Source organism: Micromonospora sp. WMMD1102 (genome assembly GCF_029626265.1).
Lineage (GTDB): Bacteria > Actinomycetota > Actinomycetes > Mycobacteriales > Micromonosporaceae > Plantactinospora.
Genome location: NZ_JARUBN010000002.1, coordinates 62999 through 81837, shown reverse-complemented (window position 1 = coordinate 81837; position 18839 = coordinate 62999). Strand labels below are relative to the sequence as shown.

General features: G+C 69.1%; 22 protein-coding genes. 11 read left to right on the top strand and 11 right to left on the bottom strand.

Going from position 1 to position 18839, the window contains the following annotated elements; genetic code table 11:
- Nucleotides 1-146 precede the first annotated feature (146 nt).
- Nucleotides 147-398, top strand: a complete 252-nt coding sequence (locus O7626_RS40195) for a hypothetical protein (RefSeq protein ID WP_278066662.1) — start codon at nt 147-149, stop codon at nt 396-398.
- 1108 nt (nt 399-1506) lie between these two features.
- Here the strand turns inward: O7626_RS40195 and O7626_RS40190 are convergent.
- Nucleotides 1507-1683, bottom strand: coding sequence for a hypothetical protein (locus tag O7626_RS40190; RefSeq protein ID WP_278066661.1), 177 nt, complete (start codon nt 1681-1683; stop codon nt 1507-1509).
- On the opposite strand from O7626_RS40190, the gene O7626_RS40185 reads away from it, so the two are divergent.
- The 8 genes from O7626_RS40185 to O7626_RS40150 all read left to right on the top strand — a co-directional run bounded on the left by O7626_RS40185 (nt 1682) and on the right by O7626_RS40150 (nt 7815).
- Nucleotides 1682-2032 (top strand): hypothetical protein, encoded by a 351-nt coding sequence (locus O7626_RS40185; protein WP_278066660.1) that lies wholly within the window; start codon nt 1682-1684, stop codon nt 2030-2032. The two genes, O7626_RS40190 and O7626_RS40185, sit on opposite strands and share 2 nt — an antisense overlap.
- Nucleotides 2032-4221 carry a hypothetical protein gene (locus O7626_RS40180; RefSeq protein WP_278066659.1) on the top strand — a complete coding sequence of 730 codons (2190 nt, stop codon included), beginning with the start codon at nt 2032-2034 and terminating at the stop codon, nt 4219-4221. The genes O7626_RS40185 and O7626_RS40180 overlap by 1 nt, the downstream gene beginning before the upstream one ends.
- Before the next feature lie 135 nt (nt 4222-4356).
- Entirely contained in the window at nt 4357-4989 is a 633-nt protein-coding gene (locus tag O7626_RS40175; RefSeq protein WP_278066658.1) for a hypothetical protein, read from the top strand.
- An 83-nt stretch (nt 4990-5072) separates the two neighbouring features.
- On the top strand, nt 5073-5318 hold the full coding sequence (locus tag O7626_RS40170) for a hypothetical protein (RefSeq protein ID WP_278066657.1): 246 nt from the start codon (nt 5073-5075) through the stop codon (nt 5316-5318).
- 149 nt (nt 5319-5467) lie between these two features.
- Nucleotides 5468-6382, top strand: coding sequence for a helix-turn-helix transcriptional regulator (locus tag O7626_RS40165; RefSeq protein ID WP_278066656.1), 915 nt, complete (start codon nt 5468-5470; stop codon nt 6380-6382).
- An 11-nt stretch (nt 6383-6393) separates the two neighbouring features.
- Nucleotides 6394-6624 carry a DUF397 domain-containing protein gene (locus O7626_RS40160; RefSeq protein WP_278066655.1) on the top strand — a complete coding sequence of 77 codons (231 nt, stop codon included), beginning with the start codon at nt 6394-6396 and terminating at the stop codon, nt 6622-6624.
- 333 nt (nt 6625-6957) lie between these two features.
- Nucleotides 6958-7380: a hypothetical protein gene (locus O7626_RS40155; protein ID WP_278066654.1), complete on the top strand. Its 423-nt coding sequence runs from the start codon at nt 6958-6960 to the stop codon at nt 7378-7380.
- Between the two features lie 234 nt (nt 7381-7614).
- Complete coding sequence (locus O7626_RS40150) at nt 7615-7815, top strand: hypothetical protein (RefSeq protein WP_278066653.1); 201 nt, start codon at nt 7615-7617, stop codon at nt 7813-7815.
- A gap of 1 nt (nt 7816) precedes the next feature.
- Here O7626_RS40150 and O7626_RS40145 read toward each other — a convergent pair whose 3' ends face one another.
- Nucleotides 7817-8023: a helix-turn-helix domain-containing protein gene (locus tag O7626_RS40145; protein ID WP_278066652.1), complete on the bottom strand. Its 207-nt coding sequence runs from the start codon at nt 8021-8023 to the stop codon at nt 7817-7819.
- Between the two features lie 97 nt (nt 8024-8120).
- Here O7626_RS40145 and O7626_RS40140 point away from each other — a divergent pair, with 97 nt between their 5' ends.
- Both O7626_RS40140 and O7626_RS40135 read left to right on the top strand, forming a co-directional pair.
- A complete protein-coding gene (locus tag O7626_RS40140; RefSeq protein ID WP_278066651.1) occupies nt 8121-8381 on the top strand; it encodes a hypothetical protein in 261 nt (86 codons plus the stop codon).
- A 75-nt stretch (nt 8382-8456) separates the two neighbouring features.
- Nucleotides 8457-8684, top strand: a complete 228-nt coding sequence (locus O7626_RS40135; RefSeq protein WP_278066650.1) for a hypothetical protein — start codon at nt 8457-8459, stop codon at nt 8682-8684.
- A gap of 197 nt (nt 8685-8881) precedes the next feature.
- Here the strand turns inward: O7626_RS40135 and O7626_RS40130 are convergent, their stop codons facing one another.
- The 9 genes from O7626_RS40130 to O7626_RS40090 all read right to left on the bottom strand — a co-directional run bounded on the left by O7626_RS40130 (nt 8882) and on the right by O7626_RS40090 (nt 18683).
- The gene (locus O7626_RS40130; protein ID WP_278066649.1) at nt 8882-9034 is read right to left on the bottom strand and encodes a hypothetical protein; all 153 of its coding nucleotides are present in this window, start codon (nt 9032-9034) and stop codon (nt 8882-8884) included.
- Nucleotides 9034-9408, bottom strand: coding sequence for a hypothetical protein (locus O7626_RS40125; RefSeq protein ID WP_278066648.1), 375 nt, complete (start codon nt 9406-9408; stop codon nt 9034-9036). Before O7626_RS40125 ends, O7626_RS40130 begins: the two co-directional genes overlap by 1 nt.
- Before the next feature lie 133 nt (nt 9409-9541).
- The gene (locus O7626_RS40120; protein WP_278066647.1) at nt 9542-10660 is read right to left on the bottom strand and encodes an IS630 family transposase; all 1119 of its coding nucleotides are present in this window, start codon (nt 10658-10660) and stop codon (nt 9542-9544) included.
- An 86-nt stretch (nt 10661-10746) separates the two neighbouring features.
- Nucleotides 10747-11109 carry a hypothetical protein gene (locus O7626_RS40115; protein ID WP_278066646.1) on the bottom strand — a complete coding sequence of 121 codons (363 nt, stop codon included), beginning with the start codon at nt 11107-11109 and terminating at the stop codon, nt 10747-10749.
- Nucleotides 11106-11522: a hypothetical protein gene (locus O7626_RS40110; RefSeq protein WP_278066645.1), complete on the bottom strand. Its 417-nt coding sequence runs from the start codon at nt 11520-11522 to the stop codon at nt 11106-11108. The genes O7626_RS40115 and O7626_RS40110 overlap by 4 nt, the downstream gene beginning before the upstream one ends.
- A gap of 3 nt (nt 11523-11525) precedes the next feature.
- Nucleotides 11526-12383: a hypothetical protein gene (locus O7626_RS40105; RefSeq protein ID WP_278066644.1), complete on the bottom strand. Its 858-nt coding sequence runs from the start codon at nt 12381-12383 to the stop codon at nt 11526-11528.
- Between the two features lie 18 nt (nt 12384-12401).
- Nucleotides 12402-14045 (bottom strand): hypothetical protein, encoded by a 1644-nt coding sequence (locus tag O7626_RS40100; RefSeq protein ID WP_278066643.1) that lies wholly within the window; start codon nt 14043-14045, stop codon nt 12402-12404.
- Nucleotides 14042-15895: a carbohydrate binding domain-containing protein gene (locus O7626_RS40095; RefSeq protein WP_278066642.1), complete on the bottom strand. Its 1854-nt coding sequence runs from the start codon at nt 15893-15895 to the stop codon at nt 14042-14044. The genes O7626_RS40100 and O7626_RS40095 overlap by 4 nt, the downstream gene beginning before the upstream one ends.
- 7 nt (nt 15896-15902) lie before the next feature.
- Nucleotides 15903-18683, bottom strand: coding sequence for a hypothetical protein (locus tag O7626_RS40090; RefSeq protein ID WP_278066641.1), 2781 nt, complete (start codon nt 18681-18683; stop codon nt 15903-15905).
- Between the last annotated feature and the right edge of the window lie 156 nt (nt 18684-18839).

Here is an 18839-nt window from a genome sequence, read left to right as displayed (position 1 = left end):
GGCGATCCGACAGGAAGCCGAGACGTGGAAACGAAGGGTCCTCGACGACCCGAATGAGCCGAAGAACCCGAGGAGGACGAGATGGACGTGACGTACGGATGGCCGTGGCCGGACCCGATGCCGACCGGGCCGAAGAAGGAGGACCGATGACGACTGACCTGGTGCGGCGAACCAGCACCGCCGTGGCCATGGCCACCGAGCCGGAGCCGACAAACGGGCAGGTCGCGGCGGTGATGCCGCTGTCGACTGGGCTTGCCGGGACCGCCGGTGTCTTCGGCCTGCTGGCCCTGTGGTCGTGGCTGTACGCCGACCGGACCGGGCAGGCGCAGATCCTCGGCGGGGTGGTGGCACTGCTGATCCTGGCCGCGTTCTACGAGCGCATCCGCGAACGTCGGTGACTGTCCGTGTTGGCGTGGCGATATCGGTTGGCGCCGTCATCGCGGATATCGCCCCAGGTCAGAGGGGGGGGCTGCACTGCGTGGACCCTGAATCCGCCTCGGTTGTCGCCGATGACGGCGCTAACCGCTAACCGCGACATCAACAACCAGTAACCAAGGAGGGGAGGCCGGGAATGTCCGATACCACCACGATCACGCCGCAGCAGGCGGCACCTAAGCCCGCCAAGTCGCGGGCAGCTACTCGTCCGACGGTGTCGGTGCGCCCGGTCGCTGTCGGAGCCCTGAACGCAGCCGTGATCGGCGGGGCGACCGTTGTCACCGCTGGCGGCGGGATGGTCCTCGCCGCTGGCGCTGCCGGTGCTGCTGCTGTTGCTGCGGCGTCTGCTGGCCGGAAGGCGGGTGGTGCTCGGGCGGCGAAGCAGGCACGCCAGTCCGGAGGTGGCGGGGGTGGCGGGGGCCTGTTCGGTTCGCCCGGCCGGTCGTCGTCGGGTGGCCGAGCAGGTGGGCTGCCTCGGGCGGGCCGGTCGAGTGCCGGCACCCCGGGCCGCAGCAGTGCCAACCGCGCAAGCGGCGGGGGTCGTCCGTCTACCGCCGGCCGTGCTGCCGGTGGCGGGCGCCCGGCCGGCAGTAAGCCGTCACCGTCTCCCCGGGCCGGCGCGTCCGGCCGGGGTCGTGGCGGTGGCCTGTTCGGTGGCCAGGGGCGCAGCTCGGGCGGCGGATCGCATGGCGGGCCCGCCGGGTTCCGGCGTGCCGGGTCAAAGCCGGGCTCGTCGTCGAAGTCGCCGCTGACCGGAAGCAAGGTCGCCGCCGCCCGACGGAAGCTCGCGAACCGTCGCGAGCCGGGGCCGCGCATGTCGGATGCCATCCGGTCCGCGACCGCCACCCCAGCGGACGGTAAGCGGCCGACCCCGCGACAGGCGTGGGCTGCGGCGCGGAAGGCGGTCACCGGTGACAAGCCGAAGCACCGTGGCCCGTTGCGTCGCGCGACTGCTGGCCTCGCGGCCGCTGGTCTCGCGGCCGGGAAGGTGGCGTGGGATGCCCGCCGGGGGCGGAAGCGTCGCGAGGCTGCCCGGCAGCGACTCAACGCCCGCCGTGACGCCCGACTGGCTCAGGCGATGGCGAAGTCGAAGGCCGCCGCCGTCAACACGCAGGTGCGCCGGTCGGCGACTGCCGTGCCAGTCGGAGACCCGCAACGGAAGCCGGCACCCGCACCGATTCCGCGCATCGCCACCCCACCCAGCAGCACCCCGACCCCCGTCAACCGACCCGAAGGACTGATCATCATGAAGCACCCGCTGCTCGTCGCTTCCGACGACTTCCTCCTCGCCGCCCGCCGCACCGTGCCGCACGGCATGCTTCAGGTGACCGCTGAGGCGCACCTGCTGCCGACGATCCTGGAGAACCTGTCCAAGGCGCTGCGGATCTACTACGCGCGTGCGGAGGATCAGCCACTCCACCAGTCGATCAAGGACATGTACGACGCGATGGCGAAGGCGCAGGCCGCCGTCGTGACCGCGTCGGAGACGATCGGCCCGACGATCGAGCGAATCCACGAGAAGGAACTCGACCGGCTGCGGAACCCGCGAGTCGGCGAGGAGATGTGGGACATGACCCGGAACCAGGGCGGTCAGTGATGGCTGCCCGTCGAGTCGACTGGAGTTTCGGGCCGGGTCACGGCCCGATCTCCGGTGTCGTGAACTCGTCGGCGTCGGCGCTCGGCCTGACGATGGTCGCCGATCTTGCCGGTGTGGACCCGCTGTGGGGACTCGTCGGCGGGACGTTCGCCGCGACCGGGGCGACGATTGCCTCGCTGGCGCAGGATGCGCCGGGGAAGGCGCTCGCGTATCGGGCACTGTGCTGGATGGGTGCCGGCGGCTGGTCGACGTATGCGCTCGCGACCGCGACGGCGGAGCCGTTCTCCGGCCCGTGGTCGACGACCGCGTTGGCGTCGCTGCTGGTCGGAACGATCGGCGCCGCGCTCACCGGGCTCGCGTTCCAGCGAGAGGAGCGGAAGGCGGAGGAGGAGCGGCAGCAGGAGGTGTCCGCCGAGCTGGAGCGGCTGCGACTGGAGGCGCAGGCGGCGGTGTTGGCGTCGGAGCACGACCGGATCGCCGCCCTGTGGCAGACGGAGATCCGCCGGCAGACGAAGCGGGAGGTGAAGGTCGAAGGTGTCGAGTTCTGGAACCCGAACACCGGCTTCACCCTCGACATCACCCTCCCGGCGGACGGTACGACGATCGAGGACATCAAGCCGTACGAGAAGACCCTCGCAACAGCGATGGACGTACCCGAAGGCTGCGCGGTCGAGGTCATCGACCCGCACGTCGGCCGGCGGGTGGTGCACATCCGGGTCGGCACCGTCGATGCGATGGCGGAGGACCACCACCTGCCGGACGACTGCACCCAGGAGACGATCGAGAACCCGCTGAGCATCGGCATCCGGTCGGATCGGACCGAGGCGACCGTCAACATCCGCTACAACAACATGGTGTTGGTCGGCCAGGTCGACTCCGGAAAGTCGAACCAGCTCAACGTGCTTACCCGCCAGCTCGTCCGGTGCACGGATGCGCTGGTGTGGGCGATCGACCTGACCGGTAACGGCCGGTATCCGCGTCCGTGGGCTCGGGCGTGGCATGAGGGGCGGGTGGAGGCTCCGGCGATCGACTGGATCGCGCCGAACGCCGAAGAGGCGCTGCTGATGACCGAGGCGGCGTTGGCGATCGTCGCGAACCGGACCGCCGACTACGAGCAGTTGATGTTCGAAAACAACTGGGACAAGATCATGGTTTCGCCGGAGGTCCCCGAAATCGTGATCGTGGTCGACGAGTTCGGCAGCCTCCCGCCCGGTGTGGCGGAGAACCTGCGGCAGATCTCCGACACCGGCCGTGGCGCCGGGGTCCGGGTTGTTTCCTGCGCGCTCGAAGCGACTTCGACGTACATCCCCCGGGCGATGGTCACCCAGTCCCGCGAGCGGGTCGGGATGCGCGTCCAGGATGAGGAGCAGTTGCAGTACCTGTTCGACCGGACGTGGCGGTCGGGGCGGTTCGACATGTCGTCGATGCGCGTCCGGGGTGCGGGTGTCTGGTCGTCGGATGCGGCCCCGCCGGAGAAGTTCAAGGGGTGGCGGATCGAGCCTGCCCGGATCGACGCCGATTCGATCACCGTCGCTCCGTGGCGTCCCCAGCTCGACGCCGCGTCGATCGCCCGGTGTGACACGTTGGTTCTGGACGTGCGTACGCCGGAGGGGTTCAAGGATCAGGGGAAGTTCACGGGCGTGTACACCGATCGGTGGACTCGCACCCGGTCCATCATCTTCCCCGCCGCAGCCAAGGTCGCGGCGCAGCGTCAGCCTGTCTCGGCGACCGCCGACCGGCAGCCGTCGTCGGGTGAGCGGGAAACGCCTCGGGTGCAGGGTCCGTCGCTGGGTGAGGCGATGAACGCCCTGGATGCGGCGCAGCAGCGGATGGCCGAGGTGGAACCGCTGCCGGATCCCGGCCCTGTTGAGGAGGATCTGCCGCAGGCGGACTGGAGTGTCGTCGAGTCGTGGCTGAAGGATGGCGCCCCGGCGACGGACTCGGCTGGGAAGCGGAAGCCGATCCCCCGAATCCGTATGCGGCAGCTCGTCTGGGACGCCGGTGAGGCAGGGGTCGGCCCGACGGCAGTACACAGGCAGTTGGAGGCCGAGGGGTATGCGACCACCTACCAGACCGTCAATGGCTGGATGAAGGACGATGCCCGTCCCGAGGTGGGGATTCTGTTCCAGGCAGGCCAGCGGGAGCCGTACACGCGCGGGCCGCGCATGACGGATCCCCACAAGGGCTGACCGGTGGTCGCCAACACTGTTCGCGGGCCGGGCGCGATAGGTGCGACCCGGCCCGCGAAGTCGTTGCCGTCGCCCGATGTGCGTCGCCGTGGCGCCGTGTACGGCATCCCATGCTGGGCGGTTGATGCCCACGGGATGCCGATCGCCGGTCAGGTGGTAGTCGGCTACGTCGGCAAGTCCCGGCAGACGGTGAAGCAGCGAGAGGAGCAGCACCGCGACTGCCAGCCGTTCTCCGACACCATCGTCGGCGGGTCGTGGACGATCGAAGAGGGTTGGTGGACTGACGCTGAACTCGACGCCCGGGAGCAGTACTACATCAAGCACGGTGTGACTCTTGCTCCCGGTCAGGCGCCGCAGCGGCCGGTCTACAACTACGAGTTCAATACGGACAACCCGGACCGGATCGAGATTTGGCGTGCTGTCGAGCACCGGCAGCGGCGTGAGCCGGGCTGGGTGCCGCCGCCGAAGGACCGGGTTCCGCGTCCGAGGCGTGCCAGCGGGCCGCAGACGCCGACCCGTGCTTCTCGGTCCCGGCTGGCCCGGTGGTGGGATCGACGCCGATGGTGGGTGTCCGGCCTGGCTGTGCTCTGGCTGGCGTTCTTCGCTGTCGGGCTGCGCGGGTCGTGGCTGTTGTGGGACGAGCTGCGGATAGCCCCGGCTGCTGCTGTCGCGTGCGCGCCGTTCGCCGTCGTGTGGGGGTCGATCGGCTACGCGCGGGTGCGCCGCTGGTGGCGTCGGGTGACCCGGCCGAGGCGGCGTCGCAGGTGAGCGCATGTCACGGGGGAGCGACAGTCTGGCAGTGGCGGGTCCACGGCCGACGAGGCGAGGTACAAACGTTCGGCACCCTGTCCGTGCCCGGCGCCCCGCAGGAGCAACACGAGTGGGCTGAGCGGTTCGCGGCGGAGAAGATGGCGCTGCTGTTCTGGGATGTCGAACCCGACTGGGAGCGGCTGGCCGGTTGGCGGGTGCGGGTGTGGTGCGGCGACGTGGAGGTTGTGTCGTGCGCCGACGAGTTCCTGCGGACTCTCCGGTCCGGGCCGCTGGCTAGGAAGCGTGATCGGGTCGAGCTGCTGCCCGTGCGTACGAAGAAGGCTTGAGGGGCCCCGGAGACGCGTACCGGGGCCCCTCACATTGCCGTGTCCTGCCGTCAAGGATAGCGGTAAATGCACCACTACCTCACAGGCTGTACCCGTCGGTACGATGTGCGTTGCCCACGGGGGAATCTCCAATCGGAAACGGGGACTTCATGGCTGGTAATCCTCTGTCGAGACGCATCCGCCTCGCCCGCGAACTGGGCCGGCTTCGCGCCGAGCGGGGCTACACGCTCGCAGGGCTTGCGGAGCGGGCCGGTGTCAGCAAGTCGCTGGTTGGCCGCCTGGAGCAGCCGGCGGAGAACCTGACCCGGAAGACGAATCTCACGCTGGCGCGCAAAACAGTTCGGGCGCTTGACGTGGAGCGCGGCAGTGACCTGTGGGACGTGCTCGACGCGTGCGCTGAGGATGGCGCCGAGGGCGGCTGGTGGGACCGGCCCGAGTACGCGTTCATGGGCGGCCCCGACCCGATGCGGAACCGGCAGCGGGCGTTCGCGATGGCCGAGTATCGGACAGAGCTGATCCTCGACTACGGCGTGGCGTTGCTGCCCGGCCCGGTACAGACGGAGGCTTACGCGCGCTACCGGGCGCAGGTCGGCACCGACGGGCAGGACGTAGATGTGGATGCGGTCGTCGCCGGCCGGCTCCGACGTCAGGCGGAGATCTTCGGCGTCGTGTCGGAGGAGGAGCGGTACGCGGTGATCCTGGAGGAGCAGACCGTGCGGCGCTGGCCGGTGCCACCCCCGGTCATGCTCGACCAGCTTCACCACCTGCTTGACCTGGCGAAGCGCCGCGATGTGAGTGTCCAGGTGTTGCCGGTGGATGCGCAGGTGGCGAACGGGATCGGCGCGGCACCTCGATCTCCGTACACGATCTACTCGTACGCTGACCGGGACGATCCCACGATCGTCATCGTCGACACGGTAACGACCGATCTGCTGATCACGGACGCTGCCGAGGTCGACGGGTATGTGCAGTTGCATGAGCGGCTGCGCGGGGCTGCCCTGTCTGACGCGGACAGTGCGGCCCTGATCGGTGAGGTGGCCGCCAAGTTGGCCGCCTCGGTCTAGGAGGTTGTGCCGTGTCCAAGTTCAGCAACACGAGTGATCCACGGTTTCGTCGTTGGGTGAAGGGTTCCACGTCGGGCGGGAGTGACGGCTGCCTGTTTGTGGCGTCGGCCGAGGACGGGTCGGGTGATGTGGCTATCGCCGACAGCAAGGCCGGGCCGGTGGCTGCGGTGCAGGTGTTCAACCGGCGGGAGTGGACGGTGTTCCTCGCGGGGGCGAAGGCTGGCGAGTTCGACCACATCTGATCCGTTTCGCGTTTGAAGGTCCGGCGTCTTCGGGCGCCGGATCTTCCTTTTTGCTGGCCAATAGCCATGCGTCTACTTGTGACCTTGGACTGCGGGTGACAGTGTGGAATTGCCGGTGGGGGAATCCCCGGCGTATGGCGTAGCGGTTCGCTGCCGGGGGCGCGGACTGTTACAGCCCCGTAGTTGCGTGGCGGCGCCGGTACCCCTCTCGCGCCTCAGGGGACCGCTCCCCAGCGTCGGCGCCGCCACGCACCACACACCCGGGAGGTGCTCGTGGGTAGATGGCGGTGGCTAGCACGGGGATTCGAACCGGCCGACCCGGGGGATGTGGCCGTGCCCGCGTCCAGCTACCTCGGCATGACCGGCGCCTACGGCTCCCACGTCCCGGACCCGCTGCCCGACGACCAGCCGGCCGAACAGCGCCGTAACCGGTCCCCGCGCTTCCCGACCGAGCCGGGCGGGAACCGAGGCCGTCCCGCCCACATCACCCCGTCGTCACCGGTGGTGCCGGACCCGCAGCTGCTGGACGGCTGGTGGCTTTACCTCGCCCCCGGTGAGTGGTCTCACGCTCCCGGCCGGATGCCGAGTGAGTATGTGCTGCTCCGGGTAGCACGGATCCTGCCGGACGAACCGCGCGTGGATGACCGCATGGTGTGGCTTGCCGGGCATCGTGTCGGGTGCCGGGACTGCCCGGAGCCGTGCGTGGTGCTGCTCGCCTCGGTGGAGGCTCTGTGGAGGGCGGTGGGTGGGCGGTGACGTCGTGGACAGCGTTGACGACCGGGGCGGACCTGGTCGTCGCGCAGCATGTGCCGCAGCCGAGGGTGTCTGGGTCGGGGCGGTGTGCGCAGTGCGGGCCGGACGGGTCGTGTCGGATGCTGGTGTGGGCTGAGCGGACGCGGGCGGGCGAGCTGGTGCCGTATCCGGGCGGGCCGGTCGCACCGCTCGATCTGCGGGCGGCCTGAACCCTGCCGTGGCGGGTACCCCCGGCAGGTGCGAGTTTGGCTCACCCCGTACGACGTCGAACGCTGCCGGTGGCGGATCGAGATCTGGCCCGACGGCCGGGTGTTGGTGTGGCGGGTGTCGGATTCGTGGGTGGCGTCGGCTCCGCAGCGGGAGCCCCGGGACATCGGCGCGCTGGGTCAGTGGATGTTCGAGCGCGGCATCGATCCTGACCGCCTGGTAGCGGCGTAGGTCACGCGTCCTTGGTTTTGCCCTTCCGCCACCCCTGGCCGGGTCGCTCGGCGAGCCACGTCTCGATGGATGTCTCCTTCCATAGCGGCGTCCGACCGACGTACTCGTCAGGCTCAGGCACATCGCCCCGGGTGCGGTACCGATGGACCGACGAGGGCTTTATGCCGAGTTTGTCGGCGAGTTGCGCGCTGGTGAGGTAGCCGTCCATGCACCGAAAATACGTTGTCCTGCTGGTATTGACAAGCTTTAGAGGGGAAGCGTAACGTTGTCCATGTCAGCAGGACATGGTGAAGGGGAGAGCCGAGATGGCAAAGACGGCCCAGCAGTTGCGGGATGACATGCGGACGATGGTGATCTCTCGCTCCACCGACGAGTTGATTCGGGACTACAAGGTCGGCAGTGGCCTGGCAAACGCCGCAAACGACGACGTTGACCAGCGGGCACCTTGGATCGTCGTGCTGGTCGCCATCGAGACTGAACTCAACGAGCGCGGCATCGAGACCTGCGAACTCTGCGGGTGGCCGGCCGGCGAGCACGATCCCATGCTCGGTTGGTGCAGCGCCTAACACACGAGACGCGGCCCCACCCACCTCGCCAAGATTCAGGAACGCGCTTCCTACCAAGACCGGACGGAGACAACCATGCAGCAGGCACAGTGCATCCGCACCGACCACGGTGACATCGACAGCACCGCTACCCACAAGGCCCGCAAGCCCGGCTGGCAACGGCCGCACGCTGTCTGCACCTTCCACGCCGAGTTCCTGACCGGCCAGGGCTGGATCGTTGAGGAGATCGAGCCGTACGCCGAGGACGTGACGGACCTGTTCACCGGCGCCGTGACGACGTACCAGGTGGGCAAGGCTGCCTGACGCCTACCGCACGCGCCGCATGATCAGGCAGTCATCCACAGCCACTCCCGGTTATCCAGACACAGAAAGACCGCCCCCACCTGCCGGTGGCCCTATCGGAAGCCACGAGGCAGGTGGGGGCGGCGGGCGCCGACCAGGCTGGGGAGCGAGGATTTCAGGCGCCGGTTTCCTCCCCCCGGGGGGTGGTGAGGGGAGAGTCAGAAGGCCGTGAGAGCGGGGAGCGTCCACACGGCCGCGATTACGCAGGCGATGGCGAGCCAGCCGAGGTTGACTCGTCCGCCAACCCCGAACGCGTGCGCCACGGCGAGGACGGCGGCGGCGACCAGCAGCAGCAGGATGACGACAGCCATCAGGTCGTCTCGCCGTCGACCGTGCGCGGCTGGATGTTGGCCACCCCGTTGTCCGACACGGCCGGGGTGATGCCGACACCGAGGACGGTCAGCGCGGCGAGCAGCAGCGCGATCCACTCGTTCGAGTCCAACCCACCGAGGATGACGGTGGCGAGCACCTGAAGCACGGCGAGGACAGCAGCGACCGCCGTCTTCGCCCACCGGTACTCGGGCACCAGCGGCACCAGATACACGCCGACAGCGGTGGCGGCGGCGATGGCGATCTGTACCGCCTCGTCCGGTTCGATGCGCTGGTCCCCGGACAGGGCGCCGTACGCGATCGTGAGCGCCGCACCAGCGACGGCGGCGAGCGCCTTACCGTACTTCTGGAACATGACCCCTCCCTGGGGATCTTGGAATGTAAGGAAGCCGCCCGAAACTTGAATTCCGGCGGAAGGATGCAAGGGAACGCGAGAACGCCGAACAGTCCGGCTAGTGCCGTGACCATGAACGTTCAGGGTGTTGGGGTCAGGCTGCGCGGGTGGCGGGTTGGCCCCAGCGTCGTTGGCGTTCGCTGCGGATGCGGGCTCGTTCGCGGCGTTGGGCGGCCAGGACGTCGGGGTGGCGGGCGTTGGCGTTGCGCCAGCGTAGGTAGGTCTGCAGCTTTCGGGTCAGCGCCGGGTGGTTCGGGTGGTTGGAGCCGGCGATGACGAAGGTGCGCAGCGGCCCGAACTGGGCCTCGATCGGGTTGGCCCAGGAGGCGTAGGTCGGGGTGAAGCACAGCTCGACCTTGTTGCGGGCCGCCCATGCCCGGATCTTGCGGCCTTTGTGCGCGGACAGGTTGTCCAGGACGACGTAGATCGGTGCTCCGTCCGGACGTGCTGCTCGGATCGACTTGAGCGCGGCGAGGGTGTTCGCGGCGCTCTTGCGGCGCCGGACGACGCCCCAGAGTTGGTCGTCGCCGACGGAGTAGCAGCCGTGGAACTGCCGGACGCCGTGCAGCTTGTGGTAGTTCGCCGGCAGCCGGTGCGGACGGCCCGCGGGTGCCCACCCCGTGCCGGCCTGCGGACGGATCACCAGGGGCCCGAACTCGTCGAAGGCGAACACCCGCTGCGGGAAATGGCTGCTCACGTACTCGATCCGGGCGAGTTTGGTGTCCCGGTGCGGGTCGGTGGACTCCTTCCACGTCTTGGTCCGCTGGAAGGTGATCCGGTGTCGGTGCAGGATCTGCCGCAGTCGTTCCCGCCCGATCCGGACCCGGCGGGCGGCATGCGAGCCCAGGTGGTCGGCGAGCTTGCGGATGCTCCAGCGGGTGAACGGCCGCCCCAGCTTCTCGGGGCGGGTGTTGGCCGTCTCGACGATGAACTGTTCCTCGTCGCTACTGATCTGGCGGGGACGGCCACCCGCCCACTGAGGGTCCAGGCTGGTCATGCCCATCTCGTTGAACCGGTGGATGACCTGCCGGATCGTGTCCTCGTCAGCCTGGACCAGGCGGGCTATGGCCGGCACCGTGTTCCCACCGGCCGAGGCGAGCACGACCATCGCCCGCCGCAGGCGGATCGGGGAACCGGTTCCCCGGCGAGTGATTCGCAGTAGCTGCTGACCTTCCTGATCACTCAGCCGCCGCACGCGTACAGGATCTGCCACCGCCACAGCCTGACCGCTACGACGCCGCCCGGCCGACAAGCCGGACGGCGTGTCATCCAACACCGTGAACGTTCGTGGTCACGGCACTAGCGACCGGGCCGCCCGTTCATCGGCTGCCCCGGATCGACCGACACCATCTGCCTCAACCGGTCCGAAGCGGTCGGATCGGCCAAGATCTCCACCCGCCACGCCCGCATCCGGGCCAACATGTCATCGAGTTCACTCGACACGACCCGGCACTTACGTTCGGCCTCCGCCGCCCGCTGCTCCGCCTCAGCCGTACGCTCCTGCAACTCGTTGACCTGCTTCAACGCGGCGTCAGTGAGGATCGACATCGCGTCCGCTTTGACCTTCGGCCGTTGAAACAAGCCGGCGACGAGACTCGTGACCACACCCGCGAGGCCACCACCGCCGACAGCCGCCAAAGCGAGCTGCCACCACTCGCTCATCCGGGATCACCCGCCGCCTGCCGCAGCGCCCGCATGCTCTGGTTGACCTGCCACAGCCGCCACCCGGACGCCGCCGCCCACGCGGCGACGAACGCCCCGACGAAGATCGCGGACCGGTTGCCGGTCGACGCGAGACCGATGCCGTAGACGGCTGGCGCGCTGATCTGGCCGATCATCGCCGCCCGCTCCAACACCAACGCCCGGTACGGGTCCGCGATAGCGAAGCTGACCAGCCCGATGACACCGGAAGCGAGCAGCAGCAGGTACCACGTCCACAGGATCCACGGCTCAACGAGCCGTTCCAGCGAGCCGGGCGGTTTCAGGCCGACAACGAAGGCTGCGCCGACGACAGCGCTGAAGGCGAGGAAGACAACTTCGTGCGGGCGGTGCCGGCCGGTAACAACGATCGGCACCGGTTAGCCACTCTGGGTGAGCTTGGCGCCGAGTTCGGCTGCCCGGTCCCCGAACGCCGCCCGGAGCGCGGTGGCCGCGTCGTCGAGATCCCGCGACCCGAGCCCAGCCAACACCCCGTCGACGATCTGCTGCTCGTTCGCGTCATCGCTGCGGCTGGCCTCGAACAGGTAGGCGAGCAGGCTCAGCACACTCTGATCCGACCAGCCGGCCGGCGGATACAGGTTCGGGTCCTTCAGCCGTCGCGCCGGACCGGACGCGCCGAACGGCAGCGGAGTCCGCAGCGCCTCAATCAGCGCGTCCTTGATCTCAGCCTTGCTTGCCATCTCGTCCCACTCTCCACTAACCCGGGCCACCGGGTCGTAGTCGTCGCCGATGCTGCTGGTTTCGAACCCGGTCGCCCCGGACTGGTGGATGTGCCCCCGGTCGCTGCTGGACCGGCGGGCGTGGTTCGGCTTCCACGAGTCCTGGTAGCAGGGGCCGCCGTTGTCTCGCTGTGGCTCCCAGTTCATGTACTTCAGCCACCGGATGCCCGGGATGCCGGCGTTCCGGTCGGCGACCATCTGCGCGCCGAGCCGCTGCAACGACGGAAGAGGCTGGCCGGTCAACTTGGACCTGGCGCCCGACTTCGGCGGCATGATGTCGATCGCGTACCCGACCCCGTACTTCGCTTTCCCGGGCCAGCCGGTCTCCGAGTACGGGGTGTGGTCCTCGGGCGGCTCGTGTTCGAGATGCTCTCGGTTGCCGATGTCGTAGACGGTGTACCCGTGCGCGCGGAGCCGGTCGCGGAGTTTCGCGGCGGGCCGCATCAACGTGAACGGTGATCCTCGGCTGATCCAGTTAAGCCGGTCCTGCTTGGACATGTCAGCCCCTCAAGGTCGTTACCGTCGCCTAGTCAGTGGCCGGTTGAGCAGGGTCGCCAGGGCGCGGGCGGTCGACGGCGCGAACGTGTCGAGTTCAAGCGTCGCGGTGGCGTCGCTGGCCCGGAACTCCGTCGATGCGATCTTGAAGACGGTGACGCCGTCCCTGGTCGTGGCGTTGAGCGCGTCCGGCCGGGGCAGCACACCCCGGACGCGGATCAGGTAGCCGGGCCGGACCTCCCACGGCGCCACCCGCGTCCCGGCCATCAGGTCCAGCACCGGCCGGGACAGTCGCAACCGGCCGCCGTTCGGCGGCGCCCGGTGTTCGGCCAGAAACTGCTGCCCCGCCTGCGTCGCCTCCGTCGAGCTGCCGACCTCGTCACCCAGGTCGAGGGGCTTCGGCGACCGGGTCAGGCCGGCGGCGGTCAGCTCCGGCACCGACTGGGTGACCCGGGTCGTGCGGGTCTGCCCGGTCGCGTCCCGCCAGCGCACCGTGACCTCGTTGTAGAGCCCGTCGGCCGAGCCGGGGGCGTCGTAGCCGGCGTCGCCGACATCGGCCTCGTACCGGACCTCGGTCGGCCACTGCCGCCAGTTGAACCGGTGCTTGCCGGCCGCGTTGGATTCGAGTGCCTCCCACAGGTAGGCCGGTTCCAGCCGCATTAGGTCGTCGAGGACCGTCGCGGCGTCGACCCCGTCCGGGTATGCCAGCTCCCGGATCTGGTACGACGTCGCCGCGATCGTCGCCCTCGGCCCGTCATACTGCGGCAGCAGCCGGCCGAGCAGGTCCCGGATCACCTGGTCGGCGGTGAGGTATCCGTCGGGGTAGTCGAAGGCCGGCTCGTACAGTTCCGTGCCGGACTCGTTGACCAGCACCTGCATGACGTACAGGTCCCCGAACGTGCACCAGATCGCGTCCGACGGCGTCTGAGCGCTGGCGTTCTGTTGGAGCACCCGCATCTCGACCCAGTCGTCACCGGCCGGGAAGGACAACGACGCCACCCGCTGCGAGGTGGAGATCGACGGTGCGGTGAACGCCACGTCCCGGGCCACGGTGCCGACCCCGGCCGGGGTGCGGGTGACCTGCTGCCACCGCCAGTTCGTCGTGTTCGCCCCGCAGGTTCCCGACGCGTTGAACGCGCCCAACTTGAGGCCGGCGTACCGCAGGTGCGGGTACCCCATCGTGCCGGTCCGGTTCTGCGCCCACGACGTGCCCGTCGGCGGCTGGAAACGCAGCACCGGGTTGTCGCTCGCGTCCACGTCCGCTCGCCGGTCCGCCTTCGGATGCGCGCTACCACCGTCGCGAGGAATCCAGCGTTCCAGCGACCGGTCGACGTAGATCAGCGGTACGTGCCGGTCACGGGCGTGCGCGGCCGGGCCGACCGCGACCAGGTCCCACACCTGCCCGTCCGGGCCCGCGCTGCGGCCAGGGTCCTCCAGGCGGCCCTCGCACAACACGGCGCCGGTGCGCTGGTCGTAGATGTACGCCCGACCGTAGTAGGCGAGCCAGTCCGGCTGGCCGGCGATGGGCTCGTGCAGCGACATGGTGATGCTGGCGAACCCGCCCGGCGCGGTGATCCGCCACGATAGGTCCCGCAGCCGGCGGGTGATGTGCGCCTCGCCCCGGGCTGTCGACAGCCGCACCGCCAGCGGCAGGGTCAGGGTCACGACGCCACCGGTCGTACATACAAGTAACGCGGTACGTACTCGATGGTCAACAACGTCTGGTTGGTGATGTCGTCGGACGACAACGGCCCGACGCTCCGCAGCCAGTAGAGCCGGTTCGCGGTGCCCGGGGAGGCGTACATCCACCCGGTGATCGCCGGTGGGCTGCCACCGCCGTACACCACCCCGTTACGGATGCCGTACACCACCTCCTGGGCGGAGTCGATCACGACGTCGCCGCCTTCGTTGTTCTTGATGTCGTTCCAGCGGACGATCAAGAGTCGGTCGTCGGCCGGGACGAACAGCAGGTAGTCGATGTCGAGGTTGCCCGTACCGGACTGCCTGCGTGCGTCGAGGCGCAAGAACTGGCCCCGCGCCGGCAGCGGGCTACCGGTAAGCCCGTCCACGGTGGGATCAGCACCGGATGGGAACGAGATCAGCCCGAGGTCGACGATCCGCCACGCGGTCGACCCGGCGGTGCCGTCCCAGCCGACCGACGTCTCCGCCAGCCCGGCGATGTAGGCGTTGAGTCCCCAGCGGATCGTGGCGTAGATGACGTCGGTCGCGACGGTAGTCCGGATCCGGGCCAGCACCCGGTACCGGCCCCGCACGTCCGGGGTGTCCATCAGCGGCCACACGTCGCTGCTCAGACGCGGGTCGACCGAGGCGAAGGTACACCTGCTGTAGTTGCCGCCCGGCCCACTGGCGTCGGAGCTGTTGGTCTGGACGGTGGTGCCGCCGCCCTGCGTCAGGCTCTCCGCCTGCAACAGCATCGGCGCCCCGGACGGGGTGCCCCGCCGCCTGATCGCCATAAGGCTCATCTGGTTGGTGTCGAGCAGGGTGCCGCCCTGCGGGATCGTCACCCGCAGCGGCGTCTCCACGTCGCCGAGGATGTCGGGCAGGTCGGCGTACATGCCGCCACCGGCACCGACGAGCCGGAGCCGGGCCTCGTCGATCCAGGTGGTGTGCCCGGCCGGCGGGGTGCTGGCCAGGCTGACCGCGATCCGGGCCTGGGTCGCGATGGACGGCAGGTCCGGGGCCGACCGCTCGAACTCGATCAGCGTCCACACGCCCGCGCTGACGGACGCCGACTGGGTCGCGGCGGTGATCGTCCCGCCGATCGAGTTGAACCACACCAAGGCGAGGGTGATGCTCCGGGCGGACGAACAGCGCACCCACACGCTCGCCCGGTACCGCTGCCCGACCGCGACCGGCACCATCTCCGACCGGGCCTCCACCGTCGCCGTAACCCCGTCCGGGGTGAGCAGCAGGCTGGCCGCCCCCTCGTGGAACTGGGCGGTCGACCGGGCCACCGTCCCACCGACCCCGGTCCAACTCGCCGCGTTGGTCTCGAAGTACGGGTTCGCGTTGAGGTCGCCGCCCGGCAGGCCGGGATCGTTGTAAACCGTCAGCGCACCAGTCGTCTCCGGCAAACCGACGGCGAACGGTTCCGCCGGAATCCGGGCAACCACCTGCTTCTGCACGGGATCCCAGATGACAGACGACGGCCCGGCCCGGAAGGTGCGGAAGAATATCGGGGCAGAGGTGCCGGGCTGATACCGGAGAACGTTGCTGGGTCGGTCCAACTCCCGGTACAGGGTTTGTAGCAGGGCAGCCGTCGCATCCTCGCTGGCGTCGATCACCTTGAGTACCAGAGTGATGAGCCGGTTGTCGTACGCCGCCGCCGGATACCGCTCCCCGTCAACGAGCAAGGTGCTTACGGCCGACCGGCGCAACTCGGGCATGCCGAACTCGGTGTCGGACTGCACGCTGAACGGCGCAACCCGCAGATCCAGCCGGGTCGCGGCCGTGGATGAGACGGTGTCAACAAACCGCAGGTCGTAGTCACTCACCGGCACCTCACGTCCGCGCGTAGATGCCGGCCTCGCGGCCCGTCATGTAGCCGACCGTTCGCCCGTCCATGACAACCTGCACGCCCTGCAACACGGACCTGATCGCCGCCGCCAGCACCGCCGGATCGAGTGGCGGAACATCAACCTTCGTGGTTTGAGCAGTCGCGGCGGTCATGCCTGCCAGGAACGCCTTGGGCAGGGCGCCGTGAGGAACGACGTCCATGTCGTACCACTCCATCGCCCGACGGCCAATCGACACTGACCGGTCCCGCATGCCGTAGCGGGGGATAAACGCCTCACCGCCGGTTTCCGCCTCCGCGAACGCGTACCGCCTGCTCGACGCCGCCGCGTAGATGTCCGCCTCGCTCAGCAGGCCCGTCTGTGCGTGTTCGGTGATACCGCCCCACCGTCGGCCACCGACACCGTCCCCAATAGGGATGTTGCGGCCCTCAGCCCGGGTTGTTGTCCGACCCCGGTAGTCGACGGTGATGACCACCGTCTTGCTTTTGATCTTCGCAGAGAGGGCGATGATGTCCCGCAGGTTCTTGTCAGCCTGCGCCGTCTGCACATTGATCGTCGAAGTCTTCGACGGCGGAATCCGCCCGAACGTGCCGATCAGAGCCTTGATCTGCCCGTCCGTCAGCCCGGCCTGCGTCAACGTCTTCCGGAGCTGCCCCATGTGGTCGTCGTACACCTTGTTCGCGGCGGCGATACTGCCGGACTCCTCATACTTCGCCTGCGCAGCCTCCGCAGCAGCCTGCGCGAACTGGCCGACAGCGACCCGGTTCTCCAACGCCGCCCGGGAGTTGCCGGTGATCGCCCGGCCGTTCTCGTCGAACGACTCCTTCACCTTGTCGAGGGCGTCCTTCGCCGACAGCAGCGCCTCGTCGGTAGTCAATGCCGCGCCGTTGAGTTCCTTCCACGCCCGCGTGTACGAGCCAACGATCCCGATGGCGTCTTCCATCGACCCGCTCAACGCCTGCTGGGTGGCCGAGTAGCCGTGCGCCTGCGCCTGCGCCTCCGCCAACCAAGCGGCCGTCTCCGGTAGCAGTTTGTTGAACTCGGCCACATCCAGGCCGGATTCGGTTCGCAACCTGCGGAAGACCTCGTTGACACCCTCAAGGTCGCCCGTCGACTCGGCGATCTGCTTGAGTTGTGCGTCCAGTTCGCGGAAGCGTTCGACGTCGCCGGTAAACGAGCCGCCGAAGAACAGCTCGTTGAACGCCTTCGCCGGAGGCAGGATGCTTTCGATTGCCCGGCCCAGCTTCGGGAACCAGCCGTCGCCGGCACCACGGGCCCGGTTGTCGAGATCTTCCAGCCCGTCACCGAACTGGCGGGTCAGTTCGCCGCCGAGTTTGCCGGTCTGCACGAAGTCCTTCAACGACCGGTTCAGGGCGTCGACCTTGACTGCGCTGTCGGAGAGGGCTTCGAGGGCGATCCCGGCAACCTGCAACGCAACCAGGGCGGTTGCTGCCCGGCCCGCCCACATTGCTGCCGCCTGCAACCCTCGACCGGCACGCTGCCCGGCGGGTCCCATCTGGTCGAGCCGACCGGCAGCCGCACCAACGGCGGTGCCCATCCTGCCGGCGACAGCGAACAGCTTCCCGAACACGACAGTCAGGGCGATCAACACCAGCACCGTCGACTGAACCGGGCCAGGTAGGGCAGAGAAGGCGCCGACAAGACCAGTCACCACCTGCGCGGCAACTTTCAGGATGTCGAAGAACGCGACGACCGCGTCCCGGGTTGCCGGGTCGGCCAGCGTCTCCCCGAGGGTTTCGCCGAGGATGACGAGCACGTCGACCAGTCCTCGGACGGCGGCGTTACCGGTGGCGATGACACCCTCGACGCTGCGCGTGTTGTGGGCGGCGTCGTTGAACCGTTCGAGGGCATCCGCCATGTCCCGCAGCGTGTCGCCGCCATACGGCAGTCCACCGATCCGGCCGACGAGGACCAGTACCTCTTTGCCGACGTCGAGCAGCGCATCGGCCTGCTCGGCCGCATCCCGGAAGAAGTCCTCAAGGTCGCCGTTCGCGGCGGCCCGGTCGATCCACGCGTTGAAGTCGTCGAGGTGGCCGAGCAGGCTGTCACCGAACGCGTCCACGAACGGGCGAGAACCGATGAACAGTTGCCCCAGTGACCGGGACGTCGGCCCGATCCGCGTGTTGACGTTGTCGAAGAACCGGTCCGCGCCCTCGGCAGCCGCGTCGATGCCAGCCAGGAACTCTGGGTTCCGGCCCACCCGGGCAAGCTGCCGCAGGGTGCTGTTCCAGGTCGTACCGAACCGCTCCGCCTGCCGGGTAGCGAACGGGATCGCGACCGCGCCGAGCATCTGTAGCTCGCTGTCGAGGTTCGCGAACGTCCGCTGTTGGGCGACCTGCTGCACGCCGAGCAGGGCTGCCTTCTGTGATGCGAGGACGTCCACGAGGCGCTTGCCGGAGTCGGTGAGCCGGTCGTACGGGTCGGCGCCGTCCGGTGCCTCGAACACCTCCTCGATGGCGTCGCCTAGTCCGACAGTCGCGAGTTTGAGGGTGCCGATCCCGGCAGCGGCTCCGGCGGCGAGGCCGGGAATGGCGCCGAGCCCACCGCCGATGGTAACCAGCAGAGGCGGGATGGTTTGCAGCGACGCGGCAGCAGCCGCAGCCGCAGCCGGGACGGCGGCGAGTCCGACGACGGTGGAAAGCGGCGCCGCCCCGCCGATCTGGCCAACACCCCGGGCGGTCGCCTGCGCGGTCTGCGCGGCCTGGCCGAAGTTCGCGGACCGGATCGACCGGCCCGCCGCCTGCACCGCCGACGGGATGCGCCGGAACGTCGCCAGGGCGGCGGCTGCGGTGCCGTTGACGGCGGCGAAGTCGTGCGCGAGTTTCCGGCTCCGGTCGGACAGGGCGGACACGTCCTGCCGCAGCGACCGGGCAGCCGCCCCCACGCCGACGAGTTGCCGGCG

What these genes read in the sequence shown, in the direction of transcription:
- O7626_RS40135 (WP_278066650.1), top strand. Translation starts at nt 8,457, where the DNA reads ATGCAGCAGGCACAGTGCATCCGCACCGACCACGGTGACATCGACAGC.
- O7626_RS40145 (WP_278066652.1), bottom strand. Translation starts at nt 8,023, where the DNA reads ATGGACGGCTACCTCACCAGCGCGCAACTCGCCGACAAACTCGGCATA.
- O7626_RS40115 (WP_278066646.1), bottom strand. Translation starts at nt 11,109, where the DNA reads ATGAGCGAGTGGTGGCAGCTCGCTTTGGCGGCTGTCGGCGGTGGTGGC.
- O7626_RS40125 (WP_278066648.1), bottom strand. Translation starts at nt 9,408, where the DNA reads ATGTTCCAGAAGTACGGTAAGGCGCTCGCCGCCGTCGCTGGTGCGGCG.
- O7626_RS40195 (WP_278066662.1), top strand. Translation starts at nt 147, where the DNA reads ATGACGACTGACCTGGTGCGGCGAACCAGCACCGCCGTGGCCATGGCC.
- O7626_RS40180 (WP_278066659.1), top strand. Translation starts at nt 2,032, where the DNA reads ATGGCTGCCCGTCGAGTCGACTGGAGTTTCGGGCCGGGTCACGGCCCG.
- O7626_RS40140 (WP_278066651.1), top strand. Translation starts at nt 8,121, where the DNA reads ATGGCAAAGACGGCCCAGCAGTTGCGGGATGACATGCGGACGATGGTG.
- O7626_RS40175 (WP_278066658.1), top strand. Translation starts at nt 4,357, where the DNA reads ATGCCGATCGCCGGTCAGGTGGTAGTCGGCTACGTCGGCAAGTCCCGG.
- O7626_RS40185 (WP_278066660.1), top strand. Translation starts at nt 1,682, where the DNA reads ATGAAGCACCCGCTGCTCGTCGCTTCCGACGACTTCCTCCTCGCCGCC.
- O7626_RS40105 (WP_278066644.1), bottom strand. Translation starts at nt 12,383, where the DNA reads ATGTCCAAGCAGGACCGGCTTAACTGGATCAGCCGAGGATCACCGTTC.
- O7626_RS40165 (WP_278066656.1), top strand. Translation starts at nt 5,468, where the DNA reads ATGGCTGGTAATCCTCTGTCGAGACGCATCCGCCTCGCCCGCGAACTG.
- O7626_RS40130 (WP_278066649.1), bottom strand. Translation starts at nt 9,034, where the DNA reads ATGGCTGTCGTCATCCTGCTGCTGCTGGTCGCCGCCGCCGTCCTCGCC.
- O7626_RS40190 (WP_278066661.1), bottom strand. Translation starts at nt 1,683, where the DNA reads ATGATGATCAGTCCTTCGGGTCGGTTGACGGGGGTCGGGGTGCTGCTG.